Below are 24,288 nucleotides of genomic sequence, written 5' to 3'. Positions count from 1 at the left end.
AAGGTTAGTCGATGATCTTATCCTAACCTTACCTTCTAAGATTCTGACAGGGTTTGGATATTCATAGTTTAAACTCATCACGTATGGTTCCCAAGGCTTTAGAAACTGCCTGGTTTGACAAAAGCTTACCCGTGATTTCACCCAGCAATATACCAATATCTTCATTAGATTTGTTCTGTTTGCGAAGAACCAGCATGCGTTTTTTATTGTCCGTTATCCGAGAATCTACCATCTTGCGCGCTAAATTGCGCAGTTCGGGTACATTAGTTGGGGCCAGTGAAGAGTTCAGCATGAAGTGATAAAAGTACTCATCAATTAATCTATCTCCGGACTTAGCGTTATGACGGTCTGGATGAGCGATTTGGCGTCGTAATCTCAAGACTTCTTTCTCAAATTGTTCTGCAGAGCGCTTGGCTTGCTTATATAGAGAGTTCCATCGGCCATGAAGCTTGGGACGATGGTTTAGACAGTAATTCGTACTCAGATCTGGTCGCTTTTTCTTTCCGTCTTTTTCATCATTGTCACGATCATTGTTTTCTCTCTCAATATATCCGTGTTTCGTCCATGTATGCATGAACTGTGAAAACTCTGTTGGGCTTCCACACAAGGCACACAGTCGTGTTTTTTTATCCGACTTTAAACTGATATCAGGCGCTAGTTTTGATCTATTAGGTTTCTTTCCTTCACAAATCATAAACAATGATTTGAGCATATCCTGAGTCGATATGAATAGTATGTCTTGCTCTGTGTGGGAGCTCTTATCAACAAAGTCGCGTAAATAAAAGTGAATTTGGTCGGCCGTATAACGAAAACCTCTCAACTTGATGAGAGCACTATAGTTACACTTTTCTCTTGAGATAGGGCAATAGGACAAATACTGGTTTGGAAGGCTACTCAAGTATTCCGATACCACGGGATCAATCACCTGTTTAATCAAGTTTATGATGCTGTGGCTTTTAGACTCTTCCGAGTATGAATGCCATTTCTCCCTAAAAATGCGAATGGCATTTGCCACAGAGTTGTCAGAATTCTCCCATACAGGAATATAAAACGGACCTAGTCGTTCTGACGCATCCATCTCAGTTTCAAATATTTTCATATCCAACTTTTTTGTCCAATGATTAGCCTAATCTACAGGCAGCTCCTGGCATTATCAACCCAAGAATGTTGAAAAGGAGAAGGTTATGAATCCATCAATGACAAACAAAACGCTGATAAATCGCAAAACCTTACTCAGCATGATCCCTTTGTCTGATCGAACCATCTATAACCTGGAACAGCGCGGTGAGTTTCCTCGTCGTATTGTTCTGACCAGCCGAAGTGTTGCTTGGGACCTGGCTGAAGTGGAGAACTGGATAGAAGAAAAGCGCAGGTCTGCGTTAAAAGCCGCAAGACCTGGTTTTATTTGGTAAGTCTGAGTTCACATGACGCTTAAAGATGTAACGGATGTTCAGGCTAGGGGAACTATTCGGCAAAAAAGTGCCTCGGGTGCCAGCGGTAAACTAGAGCTAAGCACGAAATATATAGACAACATCATAGCAATCCAGGAGTGCAGTGCTCAGGAGGCTAATGAACTCGGTTTTATTGCTCGGCTTCTGATTCAAGCAACCATACCGCACAGTAAGCCAGAATCGAATGAGTGGAGTCGGAAGAATGGTAATTTCACAATGCACATGATGGCCCCCTCATCTGTAGGTTTGCCTTACGGTTGCTATGCACGTTTGCTTCTGGTTTGGATGACCACTCAAGCAGTAAGAAACAAGTCCAGATTGGATAAGGGTTATATCGGTGAGACAGAGGCGCGTAGGCTTGAATTAGGGAATTCTCAGAGAAGCTTTATGGCCGAACTAGGGTTATCGGGAACTGGGGGGAAAGATGGTTCTATTCCGCGTTTGCGTGAGCAGATGAGCAAACTTTTTAAAACCACCATTAGCGTTATGTTTACGGAACATAATGAAGGTGATGAATATATTTCTGAGGATGAGATTGGTGCCAGAGTAGCGGATGTTTCACATATATGGTGGAGCACAAAGCATCCAGATCAAAATTCATTATGGGGCTCTTGGGTAGATCTGTCGCCAAAGTTTTTTCAACTGATAACAGATAAACCAGTTCCTCTAGATATGAGGGTATTACGGTTGATTAAGCGTTCTCCTATGGCTCTCGATATATATTGCTGGGCAACATACCGAGTCAGCTATTTAAAACGTTCAACAGTCATTCCCTGGGAAGGACTAATGGACCAAATAGGAGCCAATTACCCTAATACTCCTCAGGGACATCGAGATTTCAGAAAACGGTTTCTCGATGGGCTTAAAAAGGTTCAGTATGCATGGCCAGAGCTAGATGCTACTTCAACCGAAAAAGGATTGCTTTTGAAACCAAGTGCTCCACAAGTACCTCGACGGACAAAGCGATAGAGTGAACGGTATGAAACAGTATGTACGCACCATTCTAGATGTTATTAAGCCTGGGTATTTAGAAAGTTATCCACGCATGTTCTGTCCCGCTTTAAAGGGGGTATTTTGCGCATGTTCTGTCCCGGCTTACGCATGTTTTGTCCCGGAGTGCGCATGTTCTGTCCCGCAAAGTGCCAAAAAGTTTTTTAATAACAGGTGGTTGTAGAACTCCCTATAGTACTTTCCTGTAGGTATACCTATATAAAAATTAACCTGTAGTTAAGCAAACAAATATTGTGGATAAGATTTATAAAAATAAACTGCTTAAAACTGTCAATGAAATCATTTTTTGGGAAGTTATGTATTTTCAACTACATGAAAATAAAGTGTTTTTTATTCTTTTTTTCTTGGCGTCTAAACATTCATTGACACTTGAGGGGCAGTTAAACACGAAGGCTTTGAATTTAGCCTAGAGCGGAAAGTGTTAGGAAAGCTGTGTTTTTCTGTGTCGTGATATTGGAGTAAAGCCAACACGCATAAATCGCTGTAGACCGCTATTTTAGCGCTATTGAATCATTATAAGTGCGCTGTCATATCGCTATAAGTATCGGACTTATCGGGTAAACATGGTTTACACGGGAATAAACAGTTAAATGCAGAGAAATGCACAAGGGAATGCATAACTTTCCATGATAAAACCAAAGTTGAAATGCGGGCAGGATGTGTGAAGTAGGCACACCATGCAAGCATGGCGAAGCCTCTTCACTTTGGACTTATTCGCACCTTCGGAGCTCAACGTTAATCCTGCCCTGCGGGGCCAGAAAGAGGAGGCAAAGCATGGGGAACAGCACGAACAAGATCACTCGAAAGAATAGCCCACCGATTAAGGTTTACTGTCTGCCAGAGGAGCGTGAGTTGATCGAGTCGCTGTCTGTGCAAGCAGGTCTTAGTATTTCTACTTATCTACGTGAAGTCGGCCAAGGTTATCGCATTCAAGGTATTACCGATGTAGAACAGGTACGCGAACTGGTAAGAGTGAATGGTGACTTAGGGCGTTTGGGTGGTTTGCTTAAGTTATGGCTTAGTAATGATGCCAAGGTAGCGAATGTGGGAGTCAATACAATCTTAGCGGTGCTTAATCGTATTGAAGCGACGCAAGATCAAATGAGTTCACTTATGGAGTCTATTCTTCGCCCGAGGGCGGACCAATGATCGCCAAGCATGTACCGATGCGTTCTCAGGGGAAATCTGACTTTGCGGGCTTGGTGAATTACATCACCGATCACCAGAGCAAAGAGCATCGACTCGGTAACGTTCGTTTAAATAACTGTGAAGCGAAAACCGTGCGCGATGCGATCAGCGAAGTGTTAGCAACTCAATTCGCGAATACCCGAGCGAAGAGTGATAAAACCTATCACCTCATAGTGAGCTTCCCTAATGGTGAACAGTTAGAAGCGCATACTTTGGCCGCGATAGAAGAGCGCATTTGCCAAGGGTTGGGTTATGGCGAGCATCAGCGTGTCAGTGCTTTACACAACGATACGGACAATCAACATATCCATATCGCAATTAACAAGATTCACCCTACTCGCAACACAATCCATGAGCCGAACTACCCGCATAAGAAGCTAGCGGAAATGTGCGAGGCCATCGAGCAAGACTATGGCTTACAGCCGGATAATCATATACCGCGCAAGCGCGGGGCGGAATCTCGTGCGATGGATATGGAGCGCCATTCGGGTATTGAAAGCTTAGTGGGCTGGGTGAAGCGCGAATGCATGGACGAGATTAAATCAGCCAATAGCTGGCAGGCGTTGCACCAAGTCATGCAGGACAATGGTTTGCAGTTAAGAACCAGAGGAAATGGCCTAGTGATCGTTGCCGATGGTGAAGCGATCATCAAAGCGAGCACCTTGGGACGTGAGTTTTCTAAACCCAGACTCGAAGCGCGCCTTGGTCCCTTTGAAGCGACTGCATCGGGTTCTGTTAAGCCGAGCCGCCAATATACACACCGACCTGTTCGCTTAAAGGTGAATACCACCGAGCTATATGCCCGTTATCAAGCAGAGCAGAAACATGCCGCAGAGAGTAAAACGCAAGCCCTTGAACAGGCCCGCCGTGATAAAGATCGACAGGTTGAAAACGCCAAGAGAAAAGGGCGAGGCCGTCGTGCGGCGATTAAGTTAACTGGCAGCAATAAGCTTACTAAGAAGCTTTTGTACAAACAGGCCAGCAATGCATTGAAAAGCGAGCTTGAGCGCATTCACAAGCGTTACCAAGAGCAACGGCAAACGATATATCAAAGCAATAAACGCCAAGCCTGGGCGGATTGGTTAAAAAGCCAAGCATTGCAGGGAGATAGCGAAGCCCTCAAAGCGCTACGTAGCCGAGAAGCGGCACAAAAGCTTAAAGGCAACACGCTAAAAGGGGATGCAGTTCAGACAGAGCTCAAAGCAACGGTCGATACGATTACGAAAAAAGGCACCATTATTTATCGAGCAGGTAACAGCGCCGTGCGTGATGATGGTGAGCGTCTACAAGTGTCGACGGCTTCCAACCAAACCAGTGTTTTAGCTGCGCTAAAGGTAGCAATGGAGCGTTACGGTGATCGTATTACCGTGAATGGCTCGCCTGAGTTCAAGGCGCGAGTGATCAAGGCGGCAGTAGATGGCAACCTGTCTATAAAGTTTGCCGACCCAGGGCTAGAGCGTCGCCGTCAGGCATTAATAGCCCAGAGCAAAAAGGCCAAACGGTCAGATAAGCCTGGTGTGTTACCGATTGGCAAAGTGCCACCTTCACGCCGTGGCCGGTTGCAGAATCTATCTCAGTTAGAGGTTTTAGCTATTCAGTCAGCCCCTGTAACTGAAAAAGCGGTGGTCATGCCAGCATTAGAGCAGCGTAAAGCCAAGCTGCAAGCTGAGCAGGCAGCTAAAAAAGCGAAACGACAACATAAGAGCCGATCACGTTGATGTGATGGCATAGGAATCGACGGAAGCCCTAACCGCTTCGGTTGGTAATGACACCGATGTTTAACCCTATTTGACCGCGCGTTTAACGGTGTCGCGCTGGTCGGGCGCCGAGATAGTAAGTGGCGAGCTAGCTCTGTACAGGCCCACATTCACCGCTGGTAACGGCAGGAGTAGAGATCAAGTTTCTACAGGTTGGTGAATGCAACTTTTAGTCATAACAACTAAGAGTAATTAACCATGCTAAAACGAAAAATTTTAGCGGCTAAAATTCCCGTGCTTGCCATCTCCTTGGCGTTAAACCTTTCTAATCCTGTATATGCGGGGATTCCGGTTGCTGATGGTACGAATCTAGTTCAGAACATCATGTCGGCAATGGAAGCTGTTACACAGACTGCTAAGCAAATTCAGCAGTATCAAACCCAGTTGCAGCAGTATGAAAACATGCTGCAAAACTCGATGGCCCCGGCTTCTTATGTTTGGGACCAAGCGCAACGCACCATCAACGATTTGAATCAGGCTACCAACACACTCGCCTATTACCAAAACCAGCTTGGTAGTCTCGATGCGTACCTGGGCAAGTTCCAGGACGTGGCCTATTACCGCAGTTCGCCCTGCTTCTCGTCAGTGGGGTGCAGTGATGCTGAACGAGCCGCAATGACCGAGAACCGACGCCTTGCGTCAGAATCGCAGAAAAAGGCCAACGACGCACTGTTTAGGAGTCTGGAACAGCAGCAAGATAACTTGGAAGCCGATGCCCGCCAGCTCAATCGCCTGCAATCTGGTGCTCAGAGTGCGGACGGCCAACTGGCTGCGATTGGTTATGCTAACCAGCTCGCTAGCAACCAGGCCAACCAGCTCCTGCAAATCCGCAGCTTGCTGATCGCTCAGCAGAATGCCGTTGGCACACGAATGCAGGCGGATGCTGACCGAGAAGCGCAATATCAAGCGTCCCGTGAAAGGTTGTTCGATATGGGTGAACCAACCGACCGTTCAGAAAACAGGGGGTTTTAATTATGAAAAATATCACACGAGTTTTTATCGTTAGTGCGTTGGTCTCCTTCGTTCTGGTGGGATGCGGTGAAGATGACGGGCCCAAGCCTGCAACGATCGACTGTGACAACCCAAACCTAACGAAAGAGCAGAGGGAAGAAGGACATTGCTTTTGGGATATGGGCGAACCCACTGACCGCTCCAAGAACAAGGGATTCTAATCATGAGCAAGGTATTCATTCGACTTGTGATGACTCTGATCGTTTTACTGACTTCGCAAACAGCATCAGCGGCCATTGAGCCTAATGGTGTTTTGGATGAAGTGGCCGTGCGTTTCATGACAGCAAGTGCTACTTGGGGCACGGTAATTACAAACTATGCCGCCTGGCTGTTCTGGACGCTGGGCACTATATCCCTTGTTTGGACTGGCGGGACCTTAATTCTTAAACAAGCGGATATAAGGGAGTTCTTTGCCGAGTTCGTGCGCTTCATTTTGACGTTTGGTTTCTTTCTCTGGTTGCTCAGAAACGGCCCAGATTTTGCCACGTCAATCATCGACTCATTGAGAACGATCGGTGCTCAAGCCGGTGGCCTTTCGAGAGACCTAACTCCGTCAGAGCCTATTAGTATTGCGTTTGACATTATTGTGAAAGCTGGTGAGTCCTATAGCATCACAAGCCCGATAGATAACTTGTCTATCTTCTTAATCACGCTGGCAATTTTGGCGTGTATGGCGGTAGTGGCGGCAAATGTGTTGTTGGCTTTGGTGACGGCTTGGATATTGGTCTATGCCGGTGTTTTCGTGCTGGGGTTTGGTGGTTCGCGTTGGACTTCAGATATAGCAATCAACTACTTCAAAAGCGTATTGGGCGTTGCTTTGAAGTTGATGACAATGACGTTGCTCATTGGTATTGCCATGTCGATCATGGACGGTTTCTATGCCGATTTATCCAATGATGCCCCTATGCGTGAACTGCTGGTGATCTTTGTCGTTTCACTGGTTCTCGTGATGCTCATTCACTCGGTTCCCAATGTGGTTGCCAGCCTAGTCCCTGGAGGCGGCGCGGCGGCAGGTGCTGGCAGTATCAGTGCTGGGGCGATGGCCGGAGCGGCTGTTGCTACTGGTGGTATGGCTGCCGGTGCCGCAATGGCTACCGCCGGCGGAGCGTCTGCTATTCAGGCTGCATTTGCAAAAGCAGGCGAGAACGTAGCGAATAATACTGACGTTATGTCGAGCCTGGGCGGTGCATTTAGCGGCGGCGGCGATTCTGATGAAGCTGGCTCCTTTACCCAAGCTTCCGGTCAATCTTCTAGTGGTGGCGAATCCTCTGGCGGTTTTAAAGGTAGCGCTGTAAAAGCGGGGCGTATTGCAGCGGATACCGGTGCAAATTTGATGAAGGGAATGGGTGATATGGCCGGGGATAGAATCAGCGGCACTACAGGAGGTCGTCTAGCTAGCTCGATCCGAAACAGCACGAAAGATGACGGGGATAGCGATGACCAGGAGGGCGACTGACGACGCTTCCCCTGCATTTGACAACGATAACTTAGGCGGTGGCAGCACTGGCTGGATGAATCAAACCGGCGGCTTTGATGGATTATCCAGTGAGGACCAGGAAGAAGCCCGACAAGCACACGCAGAATGGCAAGAGCGCGATCTGGAAAAGCACACCTTCGACGTTGAGGACTATGTGTCGTATGCCCAGGAACGCCAGCAGGAGCGCAACGAAGAGGTTGCCAGTTTTGTTAAAAAAGGTCGCATGACCTAACTAGATAAGGATTACTCATTATGGAGTTTAGCTTTCCACCTCAAAACCTTGCGGAGTTATTTGGTTTCTTCGCCGTGATGTTCATTGTGATGCTTGCCTTCTATTTTTTTGGGCAGTGGTTGCACAACATCAGGCACGGGCCGAAGATGAAAGCCATTGCCGACAAAATGGAGGTATTCCAAAACAAGCTGGCCGGGCGTGCCTACAAGGACATGACGAGATCGGTCGATCAAATCGACAAAATGAGACGCTGGCCGGTTGGTCGACGCAAGTAGTTAGAAAGCACACGGGCCGGTGATGGTGCACCGGCCCGCATTTCCACATACCACCTGACCGAGAGGTGACACATGGCAACCACACATAATATCGAAGTTGAGCAAGTGATATATCAAGTAGCTGTTGAGTTCACATTTCAATTAAAGGAAACTATATTAGTTTGATCTTTATGGAAAAATAGAAAAATGGATGCATCAGGCTTACTTACGGTTATCGCAGTTCTACTTACGGGAGCTGCTCTTCTCCCAAGGAGAGTTATCCTTGATTTAGTTATTCGAATGACAATTATTGATTGGATAATAGTTTTTATCTTGTCAGTTTCTAGCCTTTATTTATTGTTTCTTGATGTCCTGATCAATAATAACATGGCTTTACCATTTAGTTGGTTATTCGGTTTTGATAAAGAAAGCTCGTTGTTATTAGTATCTATTGTGGCCATATTGTACGCAATATTAAAGATAAATGGCTCTAGAATAAGTAGAAAGAATTTTCGTAAGTTAAATTTAACAACTAGCCAATTACTAAAAGATAATAATTTCAAGGATGTTTCATTTTTCGTCGATAAATATTATTTCCAATTAAGAAGATATTGTTTATATAAATCAGTTTTCGTTCGTTTTGGAAATTTAATAGAGCCAAAATCAGAACTGATAATATTTGAATTTAGGCAGAATGAAAAATCACGGATTGAAATTAAAATTAATGAATTAAGGAGCAAGGTTTCCAATTTTTTTCCAAAAACTTATTGGCTTTCAAATGAGGTGAAAGAGTACTTTCTCTACTTATATAAATCTAGATCTTATATGCATCATTTAGCAATTGCTAATCCAGTTCTTGGTGTGAAAATTTTGACTAAAGATTTTTGTTCAGAGTCAATGTACAGACACGAGTTCTTTAAATTTTTGATTAGCAATTCGGTTAGTCCTCTTTATAGAGAGTTAGCTTTATGTCAATGCATTACTACAACAGACTGCTATGAATTAGATCCAACGAATGTACTATTAACAGAGTTGTTTTCTGATGTTTCTGTTGCCCATGATATGGAAGTTTATCAATCAATTTATGATTATGTCTCTGATTTTATTGAATTAACTGGGAAGGATAATTCCTACAATGTTCCCCACATAAATTACTACGATACCGATAAAGCATTCAGTTGCCCTATTTATATGTCGATCCATTTTTTTGACGTTATGATAAGAGCTTCAGTTGAACAAGCATATGAGCACCATTTATATCCAAATAAAATATTTCTATTTGTTAAGAATATAGTAGAACAACTTGATTACAGCCTTGTCGATGATATTGATTGTGAATTTCCAACTAGATACGACAGGTTAATTTATGAATCATTTTCTGTAACAAGTTCTTGGCTTGAAATGGTTAAAGACAGAATGAAACAAACTTTAAAGTATGATTCTTATCTTATTATTGAGTCATATGCTTTAATGCTGAATGAGGTTTTAGCTAGTGATAAGTTTAATGAAGATAAGAAAAGTTATTATTTGAGTATAGTTTTGAGAACAATGAGAGAATTTGATAAAGAAGGTTATTTTTCTCAATGTGAATATATTTCTCATATTGTCTTAGCTAGATATCAATATGGGGTCAAAGATGAAAAACTAGAGAGAATAGTGAAAGGTCTTAGACACAATATAAGTAGGGATGACTTTGAACTATCAGCTATGATTGATAAATATTTTTGATGTTAAGTATCATAATGTCTTGTGATAAAGCTCACGGGCTGGCAATGGTACACCTGCCCGCTTTTATTATATATCGTATTTTATATAGGTACTTGATTAATAAAATTTAATTCATGGTAATTTGCTATGTTTTAGGCTGCGATGCAACATTCAGTATCGCTTTAAACTCTTCTAAGCTATTTTTTGTCGTACTACCAAACAAGCGTTCATAGCCAAGAAAAAGAGCTGTGAGAACAACCGCTGAACTAAAAAGGATGTCATTCCCCAAGGCTTTTATAGAAGCAGCGAACAGGACACCAACAATAATGAGGAAAAAGTCTCGCTCTTTATGTTTGGATATATGAGTGTCTATAAGCAACTTCGCTTCAGCTATATCATCCTCCTTCAATTTATATCTAACCACTGCATGCTTTAAATGTTTCAACCACTTAGAGTTAAATTCTTTCTCGATACTTAGCAGTATTTCTAGCTCTTGATACTTAGTAGATTCTTTAGACCGAGCAAACCAACTTTTTGCTGTAAACCAACGCTCTTTGAATAACTTGTCCCGTTCCTTTGTGTAATCTCTTAGGTATTCTTCTATCCAAGACAATATTCTTCTCCCTTAATTGATAAATAACGAATGACATGAGTTTCTCTCTTGAAACATAGTCGCTCTTATTTGGTGATTTTTGGATGCTGTCAGGATTGTTTTAGATGCATCTTTATCAACGGCTACCAAATAGGTGTGGATGCGGCATCATAGAATTCTATATCTATGCGACGGTCAAGAAATCTATCTGCGTTTGCCATTACTTCTCGGTTTAAGTCCTGGTTCTCATCTCCAAAGATACTGATGAAGACTTTGTTTACTCTACTACGATTAATCTGATCGAATATATGTCTGTCGTTATGAGCTATTGAGTGACCATGAATGTAGAGAGTGCCTCTCAGTTCACCCAACGCTTGGTAGCAAGCATTTAGATATGGGTTATGTTTGATTTTCTCAAGCTTCTTTTGGTAGGTGGGTTCAGACACAAAAAGGGGAAACTCTCCTGCATCTAACCATCGTCTTACTTGGTCAACGATCGCATCCCAATCTTCTTGGTCATAAACCCGTTTATAAATACCTTGCTCAGTATTGTAGAGATGGAGGCCCCCGTGTAGAAAGTGCAAGTTTTGAGTACGTTGTTGCCATTCATCGCCATTAAAACCATCTTTCATACCACACCATCGATCTGGTCTAAAGGGAGGTAGATTCCATTTGTTTACAGCCCAATACAAAAGTAAGTCGTAATTGAGAGAAAATATATTGTTGAAACGAGTGAGGAATCTTCTAGTTAAGGTGAAACTATCATCCGCAATGGCTCCGGGGCGGTGAGGATGAGTATTAGCAATTACCTCAATAAGTGAGTCTTTTAACTGCTCTTGGTCAGCTTGAATCTGTTCAATGATATCTATGTTCACGTCATAGGTTTCGCAAACTTTTTCCGCTGATTGCAGAGCATGCATTATTTTTTCAAAATCAAAAGTATCAAAACGATCAAATATTTCTCTCAGCTCTCGGTCGCTGTCTCTAAAGTTGGCTTCATCGAACAAATTTTCATAATTGAATGTTCTATTGTTCCATGCCCGAGAAAAGCCATTAGCAAGCAGTATTGACGGCTGCTCCCTTTCTTCTAGTTGCTGAAGAGTATCTTCATAAGTCTGTAGTGGCATCGATGCATCCTTTTTGTTATGTAATTATATTTTTCAAGCAATTAACTCAACACAATGCAACCACACCAAAATAAAAAAATCATCTGTAAAGTTTTATGATAATGCTGAGCACTTAGTTAGTATGTTTCAGCAAACAGATCGTGTAGATTGATAATTTAGATGGCATTCTAGGGTATATATGTTGAACGGGCATGTAATGTTTCACATTGGCTAAGGGTGCTTGCGATTTAGAAATTTAACAACAAGAGTCAGTACCACTTACTCTGACTCGGCATTGGTGACACCTTACTTGGTCGAGGATTTACTCGGCTTTAAGCCCGGAGTGTTTCCTGGAGTTTTTTTGTTGTCACGTCGACGTTGATCTGGTTTACCAGTCGACTTGGCTATTGGTTTTGGTCCTGGTTTCAAACCCATGATTTGATCCTTTTATTTAACGAGGTTATTCCTCGTTGTATAATCTTTGGGCAGTATTGATGGCTTTCAAGATGTGTATGAAAAACAATCTAAAAATATCCCCAAGGTTTCTTGCTGGTAACTCATGTTTTGATGCGTTTTAAAATGTACTGCGACAAGTTGGAGGCACAAGATGGATAGAATTACCTCGGGTCCACGACGGCTTAGTGTTGAAGAGATACAAGAGCTTCGTCGTGATATGCAAGAATCCTCAGCTTGGGCCAAAGTAGAACTAAAACGCCGACGAGACGCAAAAAATCAAAAAAATTCTACGCATGGTATAGATGATGGTATCGAGAAAGGTTGCATTTCTAACTAGCTGTTATTCCGATGTATTTTGTGTCCGTTGATATTCGAGTGGGAGTGACGGGCACTGGCTGGCAATGTCTAGCAACGGCAGGCATTTCGGCTGAGGGTAAAAGAACTTTCCGCTAAGCGATAGACTGTATGTAAACACAGTATTGCAAGGACGCGGAACATGCCTCATGTGGCGGCCAGGACGGCCAGCCGGGATCGGGATACTGGTCGTTACCAGAGCCACCGACCCGAGCAAACCCTTCTCTATCAGATCGTTGACGAGTATTACCCGGCATTCGCTGCGCTTATGGCAGAGCAGGGAAAGGAATTGCCGGGCTATGTGCAACGGGAATTTGAAGAATTTCTCCAATGCGGGCGGCTGGAGCATGGCTTTCTACGGGTTCGCTGCGAGTCTTGCCACGCCGAGCACCTGGTCGCTTTCAGCTGTAAGCGTCGCGGTTTCTGCCCGAGCTGTGGGGCGCGGCGGATGGCCGAAAGTGCCGCCTTGCTGGTTGATGAAGTACTGCCTGAACAACCCATGCGTCAGTGGGTGTTGAGCTTCCCGTTTCAGCTGCGTTTCCTGTTTGCCAGCCGGCCCGAGATCATGGGGTGGGTGCTGGGCATCGTTTACCGCGTCATTGCCACGCACCTGGTCAAGAAAGCGGGCCATACCCACCAAGTGGCCAAGACGGGCGCGGTCACCCTGATCCAGCGTTTTGGATCGGCGCTCAATCTGAATGTTCACTTCCACATGCTGTTTCTCGACGGTGTGTATGTCGAGCAATCCCACGGCTCAGCGCGTTTCCGCTGGGTCAAGGCGCCGACCAGCCCAGAGCTCACCCAGCTGACGCACACCATCGCCCACCGGGTGGGTCGCTATCTGGAACGGCAAGGCCTGCTGGAACGGGATGTCGAAAACAGCTATCTGGCCTCGGATGCGGTGGATGACGACCCGATGACACCCCTGCTGGGGCACTCGATCACTTACCGTATCGCTGTCGGTTCACAGGCGGGGCGAAAGGTGTTCACTTTGCAAACTCTGCCGACCAGTGGTGATCCGTTCGGTGACGGGATTGGCAAGGTAGCCGGGTCCAGCCTGCACGCCGGCGTGGCGGCCAGGGCCGATGAACGCAAGAAGCTCGAACGGCTGTGCCGGTACATCAGCCGCCCGGCGGTATCCGAGAAGCGGCTGTCGTTAACACGAGGCGGCAACGTGCGCTACCAGCTCAAGACGCCGTACCGGGACGGCACCACGCACGTCATTTTCGAACCATTGGATTTCATTGCAAGGCTGGCCGCCCTGGTACCGAAGCCCAGAGTCAACCTAACCCGCTTCCACGGGGTGTTCGCACCCAACAGTCGGCACCGGGCGTTGGTCACGCCGGCAAAACGGGGCAGGGGCAACAAGGTCAGGGTGGCTGATGAACCGGCAACACCAGCACAACGGCGAGCGTCGATGACATGGGCGCAACGGCTCAAGCGTGTTTTCAATATCGACATCGAGACCTGCAGCGGCTGCGGCGGCGCCATGAAAGTCATCGCCTGCATTGAAGACCCTATAGTGATCAAGCAGATCCTTGATCACCTGAAGCACAAAGCCGAAACCAGCGGGACCAGGGCGTTACCCGAAAGCCGGGCGCCACCGGCTGAGCTGCTCCTGGGTCTGTTTGACTGACGAGCCTGAAGGCCAACGATACCAATCAAAATGCTGCGTTCACAGCGCCGCGGCAGGGATCCGCCGTGCTGGTTGTCGGAAAAGGAGCCGCTAGTGGGAAAGAGGAGGGTAAATTTTCAGCGTTGCTGGCTCCCCGTCAGCCGGATTGGGTTGCATCGCAGGGGTGTCGAAAGAGTCAACTGCGGTCCAAAGCTGTTGGACTTGGGTGAAAAGGGCGTTTATTCTTCCTATACGTTCATTAGGTCATCTAGCCTTTCTTCCGCAGGTTTTGTTCTTGGTTTTTTAGGGGGTAATGTCATAGGGTTTGTCTCTTAATATCTTGTGCTAAAAGCAAATCTGATAGGGGTATCATAGCACTTAATATTGATATGCTAAAACTTAGCTCGCTGGTAGCTTCGCTATTTTAACTATCTTTTTGGTGCTTCTATAAAAAGATAAAATAAATACAATCAATAAAACATACATTATCGCACCAATCATCCATATCCAGCCATCCCAACTTGCCAGTGTTTGACCAAAAATAAAGCTAAATAATAATGGGCCGATCACCCCCGTCGTATTGGTTAAGCTGACTAGAACGCCTTGTAGCTTACCTTGGTTAGTTTGATTGACTTGAGCTGACATTAACCCCTGTAAGGCTGGTAGCGCAATACTGCCGCCGGCGAGTAAGATTAATGTAGGGTAAATCATCCAACCCTTTGTCAATAATGACAAAATAATGAATGCTGCTCCATCAACAACAAAGCCCACAATAATCGTCACTTTTTCATTGAATTTCTTGGCGATTGCGCCCGCTACAAATGCTTGGAACAAGGCATGCATGATGCCTAACCCCGCTAAAGATAGGCCGATCTCCATACTGCCCCATTGAAAACGATGTTCCGTAAATAACACCCATGTCGTTGCTGGAATTTGCCCTATCATTTGAGTCATAAAAAAGATAAATAACAATAGTATGACTGGCTTGATCACTTGCAGGAAAGGTCGCGAATTTTCTGCTGTTTCTGTGGTGTTTTTTTCAGTATTTTTGATTTTATTATCTTTAAATATCAACATAATAACTAAAAAAGAGAGCGCATTTAAAATGGCAGCAATAATAAAAGGAAGATGAGCTGAGAATTGCCCTGTAAAGCCGCCAATTGCAGGGCCAGAGATTAACCCGACACCAAAAGCCGCCCCTAAGCGTCCAAACCACTTAGTACGCTCTTGTGAAGCAGTATTGTCAGCAATAACAGAAGCGGCGACCGCACCTGTTGCGCCAGTAACTCCAGAAATTAATCGCCCAACGTATAGCATCCAAAGTGAGCTAGATAATGCAAGCAAAGTGTAATCCACAGCAGCGCCTGCAAGAGATAGTAGTAATATTGGTCGGCGCCCGAATTTATCAGACCATTTGCCAAGTAGAGGAGCAAAAAAAACCTGCATGATGGCATACAGTGCCAGCAGGATACCGTAATGATTTGCTAAATTTTCAGCCGACACGTATTCACGTAACAATGTAGGCAATACAGGCATGATCAAGCCGATCCCCATAGCATCTAGGGCGGTGATCGTTAAAGCGGTGATCGCAAATTTATTCATCGTTTTTTCTCTATCATTGATAGAGTTGGAATATATCCCTATCAGTGATAGAGTGTCAATAGAAAAAAAGAGAGGGCAGTATGGCGCGATTAGATAAAGAAACCATCATCACAGTGGCATTAGAGTTGCTAAATGAAGTGGGAATGGAAGGGCTGACAACGCGAAAACTAGCTCAAAAACTGGGCGTAGAGCAGCCTACACTATATTGGCATGTGAAGAACAAGCGCACATTGTTGGATGCATTATCTGTTGAAATGCTAAAGCGTAATCATCGTCATTCATTACCCGCAGTTGGGGAAACGTGGCAACAATTTTTACGTAATAATGCATTGAGCTTTCGTGATGCATTATTAAGTTACCGTGATGGCGCAAAAGTGCATTTAGGGACTCGCCCGAGTTCAGACCAATATGACACCGTAGAAATGCAGTTGCAGTTTATGGTGGACAATGGTTTTTCATTAAAATGTGGGTTATATGCAATAAGCGCGGTTGGTCATTTTACGTTAGGTTCTGTGTTAGAGCAGCAAGAACATATCGCAGCACTTAATGATAGGCAACAAATAGCAGATGATACGATGCCTCGACTATTAAAAGATGCTTTGCAAATTATGGATCAAGATGATGGCACAGAGGCTTTTTTATTTGGTTTAGAAGCATTGATTAATGGTTTCGAAAAGCAGTGATAAGGTGTCTGTGTTTTTAGGCTCGCACAATAGGGGGGATTTGTGCGAGTGGTGGATTTATTTAGAACATTGTTTTTCAATTTGGCGTTTTTGTTCTACCAATTTTTTAGCTGTTGCCATCGCGAGTTGTTCATCGGCTTGCATTTTTGCTAAACACAGTATTGCAAGGACGCGGAACATGCCTCATGTGGCGGCCAGGACGGCCAGCCGGGATCGGGATACTGGTCGTTACCAGAGCCACCGACCCGAGCAAACCCTTCTCTATCAGATCGTTGACGAGTATTACCCGGCATTCGCTGCGCTTATGGCAGAGCAGGGAAAGGAATTGCCGGGCTATGTGCAACGGGAATTTGAAGAATTTCTCCAATGCGGGCGGCTGGAGCATGGCTTTCTACGGGTTCGCTGCGAGTCTTGCCACGCCGAGCACCTGGTCGCTTTCAGCTGTAAGCGTCGCGGTTTCTGCCCGAGCTGTGGGGCGCGGCGGATGGCCGAAAGTGCCGCCTTGCTGGTTGATGAAGTACTGCCTGAACAACCCATGCGTCAGTGGGTGTTGAGCTTCCCGTTTCAGCTGCGTTTCCTGTTTGCCAGCCGGCCCGAGATCATGGGGTGGGTGCTGGGCATCGTTTACCGCGTCATTGCCACGCACCTGGTCAAGAAAGCGGGCCATACCCACCAAGTGGCCAAGACGGGCGCGGTCACCCTGATCCAGCGTTTTGGATCGGCGCTCAATCTGAATGTTCACTTCCACATGCTGTTTCTCGACGGTGTGTATGTCGAGCAATCCCACGGCTCAGCGCGTTTCCGCTGGGTCAAGGCGCCGACCAGCCCAGAGCTCACCCAGCTGACGCACACCATCGCCCACCGGGTGGGTCGCTATCTGGAACGGCAAGGCCTGCTGGAACGGGATGTCGAAAACAGCTATCTGGCCTCGGATGCGGTGGATGACGACCCGATGACACCCCTGCTGGGGCACTCGATCACTTACCGTATCGCTGTCGGTTCACAGGCGGGGCGAAAGGTGTTCACTTTGCAAACTCTGCCGACCAGTGGTGATCCGTTCGGTGACGGGATTGGCAAGGTAGCCGGGTCCAGCCTGCACGCCGGCGTGGCGGCCAGGGCCGATGAACGCAAGAAGCTCGAACGGCTGTGCCGGTACATCAGCCGCCCGGCGGTATCCGAGAAGCGGCTGTCGTTAACACGAGGCGGCAACGTGCGCTACCAGCTCAAGACGCCGTACCGGGACGGCACCACGCACGTCATTTTCGAACCATTGGATTTCATTGCAAGGCTGGCCGCCCTGGTACCGAAGCCCAGAGTCAACCTAACCCGCTTCCACGGGGTGTTCGCACCCAACAGTCGGCACCGGGCGTTGGTCACGCCGGCAAAACGGGGCAGGGGCAACAAGGTCAGGGTGGCTGATGAACCGGCAACACCAGCACAACGGCGAGCGTCGATGACATGGGCGCAACGGCTCAAGCGTGTTTTCAATATCGACATCGAGACCTGCAGCGGCTGCGGCGGCGCCATGAAAGTCATCGCCTGCATTGAAGACCCTATAGTGATCAAGCAGATCCTTGATCACCTGAAGCACAAAGCCGAAACCAGCGGGACCAGGGCGTTACCCGAAAGCCGGGCGCCACCGGCTGAGCTGCTCCTGGGTCTGTTTGACTGACGAGCCTGAAGGCCAACGATACCAATCAAAATGCTGCGTTCACAGCGCCGCGGCAGGGATCCGCCGTGCTGGTTGTCGGAAAAGGAGCCGCTAGTGGGAAAGAGGAGGGTAAATTTTCAGCGTTGCTGGCTCCCCGTCAGCCGGATTGGGTTGCATCGCAGGGGTGTCGAAAGAGTCAACTGCGGTCCAAAGCTGTTGGACTTGGGTGAAAAGGGCGTTTATTCTTCCTATACGTTGTCGGCAGCGGGCCAAAAAGGAATACGTCCATGCCCATCGAGGTGAAACCGGCTGTGAGCGCGGGTTCAAGCATATAGCCCGACAGGCGCGTATCCTTGCCGATCACGACACGATGGCGGTGGTCACCGCGACGAAAGACACGGCCAGCCGCCATGCCGACGCGCAAGGCGGTTTCCGCCGTCATCGCGCCTTCGTTGGCTTTGCCACGAATACCGTCTGTGCCGAAATATTTGCGCACCATAAGGTCGATTATCCTGTCGTCGGGTCGCCCTCAAAGGGGACATGCCTGCTGAACCGCGAATATAGAGAAATATCCCGAATGTGCAGTTAACGAATTCTTGCGGTTTCTTTCAGCGCCGCCAATACCGCCAGCCCGTCGCGCAAGGGGCGCGGCTCGTGTGTGCGGATGAAGTCAGCTCCACCTGCGGCGGCGGCAAGCTCTGCAGCGAGTGTCGCGGCCCCGACATCCCCCGGACCACGGCCTGTGAGCGCGCGCAGAAAGGATTTGCGCGAAACAGACAGAAGCACCGGCAAATCGAAGCGCAGCCGCAATTCATCGAACCGCGCCAGCACCGAGAGCGAGGTTTCGGGAGCAGCCCCCAGAAAAAACCCCATGCCGGGATCAAGGACAAGGCGGTTGCGTTTGATACCGGCACCCGTCAGCGCCGCGATGCGCGCGTCAAAGAACGCCGCAATGTGATCCATGATGTCGCCAGCGGGTGCCTCGCGCCGATCTGCCTGCCCGTCTTGCACCGAATGCATAACGACGAGTTTGGCAGATGATTTCGCCAATTGCGGATAGAACGCAGCGTCTGGAAAACCGCGAATATCATTGAGATAGGCCACACCACGCGACAAGGCATAGGCTTGCGTCGCGGGTTGATAACTGTCGAGCGAGACGGGAATGCCATCTGCCTTGAGCGCGTCCAGCACCGGCGCGATACGCGCGATTTCTGTGTCGGACGAAACAGGCGCGGCGTCGGGATTGCTGGATGCCGGACCGAGGTCGATCACATCTGCCCCCTCGGCCATCAGCTTACGCGCCTGCGCAATGGCTGCGTCTGGCGCCAGATACCGGCCTCCATCGGAGAAACTGTCCGAGGTTATGTTGACGATGCCGAAAATGATGAGCGATTTATTCATGGGGGCTTCTATAATAATAATAATCGAGCATGAGTCTCATACGGATGCTCGGGTCGAAAGGGAATCCCCAGGCGAGTAACCTGTTTGCGGTGATCCATTAGCTGCAGGAGCAGAATAGCATACATCTGGAAGCAAAGCCAGGAAAGCGGCCTATGGAGCTGTGCGGCAGCGCTCAGTAGGCAATTTTTCAAAATATTGTTAAGCCTTTTCTGAGCATGGTATTTTTCATGGTATTACCAATTAGCAGGAAAATAAGCCATTGAATATAAAAGATAAAAATGTCTTGTTTACAATAGAGTGGGAATAATTTTCCTCTAGACTGTTGAGTTTATAAGAACCAGCCTTCGGGCTGGTTTTTTTGTACTTCAAGTTTGTGAAGAGGTGGCTCAACTTTTTTGTGAGAGATATATACATGCGGTTAAATTAAATATATATTCATTTTAATTGTTTGGTTATCATAAATGGTATTGCTATGGAACAGGCTGACGTTACCTCTCTCATTCCCATTCTTATTACTCTTTTCCTCGCGCTGACCACAAGAAATGTCGTTGTTGGTTTATTCGCGGGTGTGGTGAGTGGTGTCGCTATGCTCGAAGGGACATTTGTCGAAAAAGGGCCACTAGACTCGTTTAGTGCATTGATGAAAAGCTATCTACTGCCGCAATTAACTGACAGCTACAATGCGGGCGTCATTTTGCTCTTGGTCTTTATTGGTGGCTTTGTTGCCTTGATGGAGAAATCTGGCGGTGGTGTGGCGTTTGCTAAAAAGGTTACTCAATGGGTTGCGAGTAAATGCCAAGCTCAACTGTCCGCATGGTTCGGTGGTGTGGTTATTTTCTTCTCAGACCTTGGTACACCACTGATTGTTGGCCCTGTTTTTCGCCCTTTATTTGATAAGTTAAAAGTATCACGCCAAAAATTAGCTTTTATTATCGACTCTACTTCCTCTCCCGTCGCAATCTTGATCCCTTTTATCGGATGGGGCGTTTACATCATGGGATTGATTCAAAAAGAGTTTACTGCCCTGAATGTCAGTATGAGTGATTGGGATGCTTTCATTGGTGCGATCCCGTATCAGTTTTACGCCTTTCTTGCGATCGCGATTGTGCCGATTGTCTCTTTCTTCAAATTAGATTTCGGACCGATGGCGAAGGCTGAACAACTAGCAGAGCAGGGCTCCGACTTTGGGAAAGTGCAGGAGTCCATGAATGTGTTTACGCATAAAAATGCAAAATCTAGTTTTGTATGGGCACCTTTGCTCGTTATGCTGGTGGTTCTATGTACCATCCTCGTGCCACACGGTTTTCCATTTCAAAAAGTGGCAGGATCAACGTTTAGGGCTGCACTTTCTTCTGCATATTTCTTCGCGGCCTTCACTTTAATTGCGCTGATGGCGTTTTATGGAGTAAGAAAGCTTTCGGATGGTATTCAGGTTTATCTGAAAGGGATGTCAAACATGATGTCAGTGGCGGTGATTCTGGTATTGGCTTGGGCGCTTAGCTCGGTTGGGAAAGAATTAGGTGCAGCTGCATACATTGCTGAACAAGCTCAAGCCGGTTTCCCGTACTGGCTATTGCCAGCAGTCGCCTTTTTGCTTGCTGGTGTTATCTCATTCGCTACGGGATCATCTTGGGGGACGTTCGCCATCATGATGCCATTAGTGATCCCAACTGCCGTTGCGATTGATGCACCACTGTTGGTTTGTATTGGTGCGGTATTATCTGGTGGCTTGTTTGGCGATCACTGTTCTCCCATCTCTGAAACTACGATTTTGTCGTCGACAGGAGCGGGGTGTGAACAGTATGAGCACTTCCGTACACAATTGCCTTACGCATTACTCAATGGAATGATCGCATTAGGGTGTTTTCTTTTAGCTGGAATCAACGCCTCACCAGTGATTGTGCTTGCCGCAATTATTTCTCAGTGTGTGGTTTATTTTGTGCTGTCTAAACAAAAGTCAACCGCGAAGCTAGAGGTGGTTTCGGCAGAACAATAAAGAGAGAAACATCACAAAGCGGAGGCTCACAGGGTCTCCGCTTTTCTTTTGAGTCAAGGTAACATTTTTCTTGTGACAAAATGTGTGTGAGGACCTATTTATTCATTTTGTCTCGCAGAATCAACGTACTTGGCTCGGTGTTTCGTATATATGATCCACTATATGTCTAGTTATTCCTCGTATATTGTATTGTTGAAATCCGGAGACTAGACATGTTTGCACTCAAACATCTTCCTCTTGCATTGAGTTGTGTCTTAGCAGCACAAGTGAATGCGAGTATGAATATTCAGCCCGATCCGCAAAATCCGAATGGTTATGTTATTGCTCGTGGTGACGTTCAAGCCGTAGAGCAAAGCAAAACTTCTGATCCTATGTATGCCATTTGGTCACAAGCATTAGAGACACGCCCGAACTCAGTGGTTGAAGCGATTGTTCCAGGGGCGACAACCAACCCAGAAAACGTGAAGCGTGTAGAGCGTGTATTCCCCGAAAGTGAGTGGGACTTCCTGACTCAAATGGCGGCACCTGAATACACTTATACGCGTTTCCTACGTGCAATTGGTAAGTTCCCTGCATTCTGTGGTGAGTACACAGACGGTCGTGATTCGGATGCAATTTGTAAAAAATCGATCGTGACAGCGTTTGCTCACTTTGCACAAGAAACCGGTGGCCATATTTCGATTGATAACGTATCGGATAATCCGCTAGGGTTGGAAGAGTGGCAGCAAGCTTTGGTTCATGTGCGAGAAATGGGATGGTCTGAAGGGCAAGAAGGTTACACAACAGGTTGTGGTCAAAATGACTGGCAAAACAAACGCTGGCCATGTGAGTCTGGACAAGGTTACTTTGGACGTGGTGCAAAGCAGCTTTCTTACCATTTTAACTATGGCGCGTTCTCTGAAGTGATGTTTGATGGCGATGCATCTGTATTGCTGAAAAATCCAGGCTTGGTTGCGGATTCGTGGCTGAACTTAGCATCGGCTATCTGGTTCTTCCTAACCCCACAAGCACCGAAACCTGCAATGCTACATGTGATTGACCGTACTTGGGTGCCTTCACAGCGTGAGCTTGATGCTGGCATTGGTTACGGCTTTGGTACCACCATCAACGTGATCAATGGTGGTATTGAGTGTGGAGAGCAAAACAAAGATAAAGGTCAACCTGTTAACCGTATTCGCTATTGGGAAGGACTTGCCGCTCATTATCAAATTCCAATTGAAGCCGATGAGACCAATACCTGTTGGCAGCAGACGCCTTACGGCAGCTTAAATCTGAATGGTGCGACAGACGTGTTGTACACCAACTGGGATGGGAACTGGAAATACTACTCAGATCGTCCGGGAGGCCACTCTTTTGAATGTGAACTTGTTGGTTTCCAAACGGCTTACTCTGCGCTAGTTGCGGGTGACTATGAGAAATGTGTAACTAACTTCTACCAATCTCATGCGGGTTGGCCAGAAGTTCGTGTAGTTGACAAGTTAGACCCAGTGGATCCGGTCGATCCGCCTGTAGGTGGTGTGGCAGCTTGGGATTCTGGCAAAGTATATAACACGGGTGATCAAGTTTCTTACCAAGGTGCTGTTTACGAAGCGAAATGGTGGTCACAAGGTAATGAGCCAACGAAAGGAGACCCTTGGAAGCTGGTTTCAGGCACTCCTACGGAGCCGCCTACAACGGAACCTGAACCACCGGTGACTGAGCCAGAGCCGCCAGTAACCGAGCCAGAACCACCAGTGACAGGCAATTTTATTCAGTGGGAGCCGGGTGTAACGCAAGTCGCTAACGGCGATAAAGTGACGTACCAAAACAAATGTTTTGTTGCGAAAAATGGCCCAGGAGTGTGGGAAAGCCCAACGCAAAGCAACTGGTTCTGGGACGAGATTTCTTGTCAGTGATCGAGTAAAAAACAACCTAACCATCTATAAAGACTCTGCTTTTTTGCAGGGTCTTTTTTTATATATGTAGTGGTTTATTTATGGAATCTAAGTTTTCAATAACAGCTTTTCTCTTTTGTTCTGGAGCCCATTAAAATTCGCGCGCATTTTTTATCAACATTTTTGAAAAAAGGTATTTGTACATGTCGACAAAACTGGCTAACCCAGCACCGCTAGGTCTTATGGGTTTCGGTATGACCACTATTCTGCTCAATATTCATAATGCAGGATTTTTCCCAATTGACTCTATGATTCTAGCGATGGGCATCTTTTACGGTGGCCTTAGCCAAGTAATCGTTGGCATCATGTGCTTTAAACGCGGTGATACATTCGGCACAACTGCGTTTACTTCTTACGGTCTATTTTGGCTAACATTGGTTGGTCTAATCGTAATGCCTCACATGGGTCTTCCTGCAAGCCCTGCAAGCTTTATGGGTTGGTACCTAGCGCTTTGGGGCATCTTCACTGGTTTCATGTTCATTGGTTCTCTATGTTACCCAACAGCGAAGCAAGTGGTATTTGGCTCTCTAACTATCCTGTTCTTCTTGCTTGCTGCTCGTGATTTCACTGGTAGCGAAGTGATCGGTGCTATCGCTGGCTTCGAGGGTATCTTCTGTGGCGCAAGTGCAATTTACTTCGCAATGGCACAAGTACTGAACAACGAATTTGGTCGTGAAGTGTTACCTGTAGGTAAAGCAAAAATCGCTCGTAAAGTTGAAGCGGTTATCGCCTAAGCTGCTACTCATAATGAAGAAAGGGGGATTAACCATTGGTTAATCCCCCTTTTTTATGTCCTCAATCGGACCACTG

Annotated in this window: 24 protein-coding genes; 17 read left to right on the top strand and 7 right to left on the bottom strand. The window is 46.7% G+C overall.

Annotated elements, in window-relative coordinates; all coding sequences use genetic code 11:
- Positions 1-61: 61 nt before the first annotated feature.
- The gene (locus R8O70_RS08110; protein ID WP_031430525.1) at positions 62-1,099 is read right to left on the bottom strand and encodes a hypothetical protein; all 1,038 of its coding nucleotides are present in this window, start codon (positions 1,097-1,099) and stop codon (positions 62-64) included.
- 85 nt (positions 1,100-1,184) lie between these two features.
- On the opposite strand from R8O70_RS08110, the gene R8O70_RS08105 reads away from it, so the two are divergent.
- The 10 genes from R8O70_RS08105 (at position 1,185) to R8O70_RS08060 (ending at position 10,109) form a co-directional block, all read left to right on the top strand.
- On the top strand, positions 1,185-1,412 hold the full coding sequence (locus tag R8O70_RS08105; protein WP_001069954.1) for a helix-turn-helix transcriptional regulator: 228 nt from the start codon (positions 1,185-1,187) through the stop codon (positions 1,410-1,412).
- A gap of 12 nt (positions 1,413-1,424) precedes the next feature.
- The gene (locus tag R8O70_RS08100) at positions 1,425-2,420 is read left to right on the top strand and encodes a replication protein RepA (RefSeq protein WP_031430529.1); all 996 of its coding nucleotides are present in this window, start codon (positions 1,425-1,427) and stop codon (positions 2,418-2,420) included.
- Between the two features lie 816 nt (positions 2,421-3,236).
- Positions 3,237-3,611, top strand: coding sequence for a conjugal transfer transcriptional regulator TraJ (gene traJ, locus R8O70_RS08095; protein WP_030000430.1), 375 nt, complete (start codon positions 3,237-3,239; stop codon positions 3,609-3,611).
- Positions 3,608-5,368 carry a TraI/MobA(P) family conjugative relaxase gene (traI, locus tag R8O70_RS08090; protein ID WP_031430533.1) on the top strand — a complete coding sequence of 587 codons (1,761 nt, stop codon included), beginning with the start codon at positions 3,608-3,610 and terminating at the stop codon, positions 5,366-5,368. Before traJ ends, traI begins: the two co-directional genes overlap by 4 nt.
- A 237-nt stretch (positions 5,369-5,605) precedes the next feature.
- Positions 5,606-6,379, top strand: a complete 774-nt coding sequence (gene trbJ / locus R8O70_RS08085; protein ID WP_004729338.1) for a P-type conjugative transfer protein TrbJ — start codon at positions 5,606-5,608, stop codon at positions 6,377-6,379.
- A gap of 2 nt (positions 6,380-6,381) precedes the next feature.
- Positions 6,382-6,579 (top strand): hypothetical protein, encoded by a 198-nt coding sequence (locus R8O70_RS08080; protein WP_030000427.1) that lies wholly within the window; start codon positions 6,382-6,384, stop codon positions 6,577-6,579.
- A gap of 2 nt (positions 6,580-6,581) precedes the next feature.
- Entirely contained in the window at positions 6,582-7,874 is a 1,293-nt protein-coding gene (gene trbL, locus R8O70_RS08075) for a P-type conjugative transfer protein TrbL (protein ID WP_031430538.1), read from the top strand.
- A gap of 55 nt (positions 7,875-7,929) precedes the next feature.
- On the top strand, positions 7,930-8,127 hold the full coding sequence (locus tag R8O70_RS08070) for a hypothetical protein (RefSeq protein WP_031430540.1): 198 nt from the start codon (positions 7,930-7,932) through the stop codon (positions 8,125-8,127).
- A 20-nt stretch (positions 8,128-8,147) separates the two neighbouring features.
- Positions 8,148-8,402, top strand: a complete 255-nt coding sequence (locus tag R8O70_RS08065) for a hypothetical protein (protein ID WP_031430542.1) — start codon at positions 8,148-8,150, stop codon at positions 8,400-8,402.
- 186 nt (positions 8,403-8,588) lie between these two features.
- Positions 8,589-10,109, top strand: coding sequence for a hypothetical protein (locus R8O70_RS08060; protein WP_031430544.1), 1,521 nt, complete (start codon positions 8,589-8,591; stop codon positions 10,107-10,109).
- 124 nt (positions 10,110-10,233) lie between these two features.
- Here R8O70_RS08060 and R8O70_RS08055 read toward each other — a convergent pair whose 3' ends face one another.
- The 3 genes from R8O70_RS08055 to R8O70_RS08045 form a co-directional block, all read right to left on the bottom strand.
- Positions 10,234-10,701, bottom strand: coding sequence for a hypothetical protein (locus R8O70_RS08055; RefSeq protein ID WP_031430545.1), 468 nt, complete (start codon positions 10,699-10,701; stop codon positions 10,234-10,236).
- A 122-nt stretch (positions 10,702-10,823) separates the two neighbouring features.
- Entirely contained in the window at positions 10,824-11,807 is a 984-nt protein-coding gene (locus R8O70_RS08050; protein WP_031430547.1) for a DUF4917 family protein, read from the bottom strand.
- Positions 11,808-12,092: 285 nt separating this feature from the next.
- Positions 12,093-12,221 carry a hypothetical protein gene (locus R8O70_RS08045; RefSeq protein ID WP_004395831.1) on the bottom strand — a complete coding sequence of 43 codons (129 nt, stop codon included), beginning with the start codon at positions 12,219-12,221 and terminating at the stop codon, positions 12,093-12,095.
- Positions 12,222-12,393: 172 nt separating this feature from the next.
- Here R8O70_RS08045 and R8O70_RS08040 point away from each other — a divergent pair, with 172 nt between their 5' ends.
- Together R8O70_RS08040 and R8O70_RS08035 are read left to right on the top strand one after the other, a co-directional pair.
- Positions 12,394-12,579, top strand: a complete 186-nt coding sequence (locus R8O70_RS08040) for a hypothetical protein (RefSeq protein ID WP_031430549.1) — start codon at positions 12,394-12,396, stop codon at positions 12,577-12,579.
- 159 nt (positions 12,580-12,738) lie between these two features.
- Positions 12,739-14,232 (top strand): IS91-like element ISVsa3 family transposase, encoded by a 1,494-nt coding sequence (locus R8O70_RS08035; protein WP_001120888.1) that lies wholly within the window; start codon positions 12,739-12,741, stop codon positions 14,230-14,232.
- 378 nt (positions 14,233-14,610) lie between these two features.
- Here the strand turns inward: R8O70_RS08035 and tet(59) are convergent, their stop codons facing one another.
- Positions 14,611-15,813, bottom strand: coding sequence for a tetracycline efflux MFS transporter Tet(59) (gene tet(59) / locus R8O70_RS08030; RefSeq protein WP_001031679.1), 1,203 nt, complete (start codon positions 15,811-15,813; stop codon positions 14,611-14,613).
- Between the two features lie 80 nt (positions 15,814-15,893).
- On the opposite strand from tet(59), the gene tetR reads away from it, so the two are divergent.
- Both tetR and R8O70_RS08020 read left to right on the top strand, forming a co-directional pair.
- Positions 15,894-16,496, top strand: a complete 603-nt coding sequence (tetR, locus tag R8O70_RS08025) for a tetracycline resistance transcriptional repressor TetR (RefSeq protein ID WP_000113092.1) — start codon at positions 15,894-15,896, stop codon at positions 16,494-16,496.
- 178 nt (positions 16,497-16,674) lie between these two features.
- Positions 16,675-18,168 carry an IS91-like element ISVsa3 family transposase gene (locus tag R8O70_RS08020; protein ID WP_001120888.1) on the top strand — a complete coding sequence of 498 codons (1,494 nt, stop codon included), beginning with the start codon at positions 16,675-16,677 and terminating at the stop codon, positions 18,166-18,168.
- 175 nt (positions 18,169-18,343) lie between these two features.
- On the opposite strand, the gene R8O70_RS08015 is transcribed toward R8O70_RS08020, so the two are convergent.
- A complete protein-coding gene (locus R8O70_RS08015; RefSeq protein WP_000251875.1) occupies positions 18,344-18,646 on the bottom strand; it encodes a phosphoglucosamine mutase in 303 nt (100 codons plus the stop codon).
- An 86-nt stretch (positions 18,647-18,732) separates the two neighbouring features.
- A complete protein-coding gene (gene sul2, locus R8O70_RS08010) occupies positions 18,733-19,548 on the bottom strand; it encodes a sulfonamide-resistant dihydropteroate synthase Sul2 (RefSeq protein WP_001043260.1) in 816 nt (271 codons plus the stop codon).
- A gap of 472 nt (positions 19,549-20,020) precedes the next feature.
- Here sul2 and R8O70_RS08005 point away from each other — a divergent pair, with 472 nt between their 5' ends.
- From R8O70_RS08005 to R8O70_RS07995, 3 genes are all read left to right on the top strand, one after another.
- Positions 20,021-21,544, top strand: coding sequence for a Na+/H+ antiporter NhaC family protein (locus R8O70_RS08005; RefSeq protein ID WP_054730033.1), 1,524 nt, complete (start codon positions 20,021-20,023; stop codon positions 21,542-21,544).
- Positions 21,545-21,756: 212 nt separating this feature from the next.
- The gene (locus R8O70_RS08000; RefSeq protein WP_005381683.1) at positions 21,757-23,439 is read left to right on the top strand and encodes a chitinase; all 1,683 of its coding nucleotides are present in this window, start codon (positions 21,757-21,759) and stop codon (positions 23,437-23,439) included.
- Between the two features lie 182 nt (positions 23,440-23,621).
- Positions 23,622-24,212 carry an acetate uptake transporter gene (locus R8O70_RS07995; RefSeq protein ID WP_005381682.1) on the top strand — a complete coding sequence of 197 codons (591 nt, stop codon included), beginning with the start codon at positions 23,622-23,624 and terminating at the stop codon, positions 24,210-24,212.
- Positions 24,213-24,288 lie beyond the last annotated feature (76 nt).

Source organism: Vibrio sp. 779(2023), assembly GCF_033344285.1.
In the GTDB taxonomy this organism is placed as follows: domain Bacteria; phylum Pseudomonadota; class Gammaproteobacteria; order Enterobacterales; family Vibrionaceae; genus Vibrio; species Vibrio alginolyticus.
The sequence above is the reverse complement of the archived record's forward strand: the minus strand, read 5'-3'. Positions and strand labels throughout refer to the sequence as shown.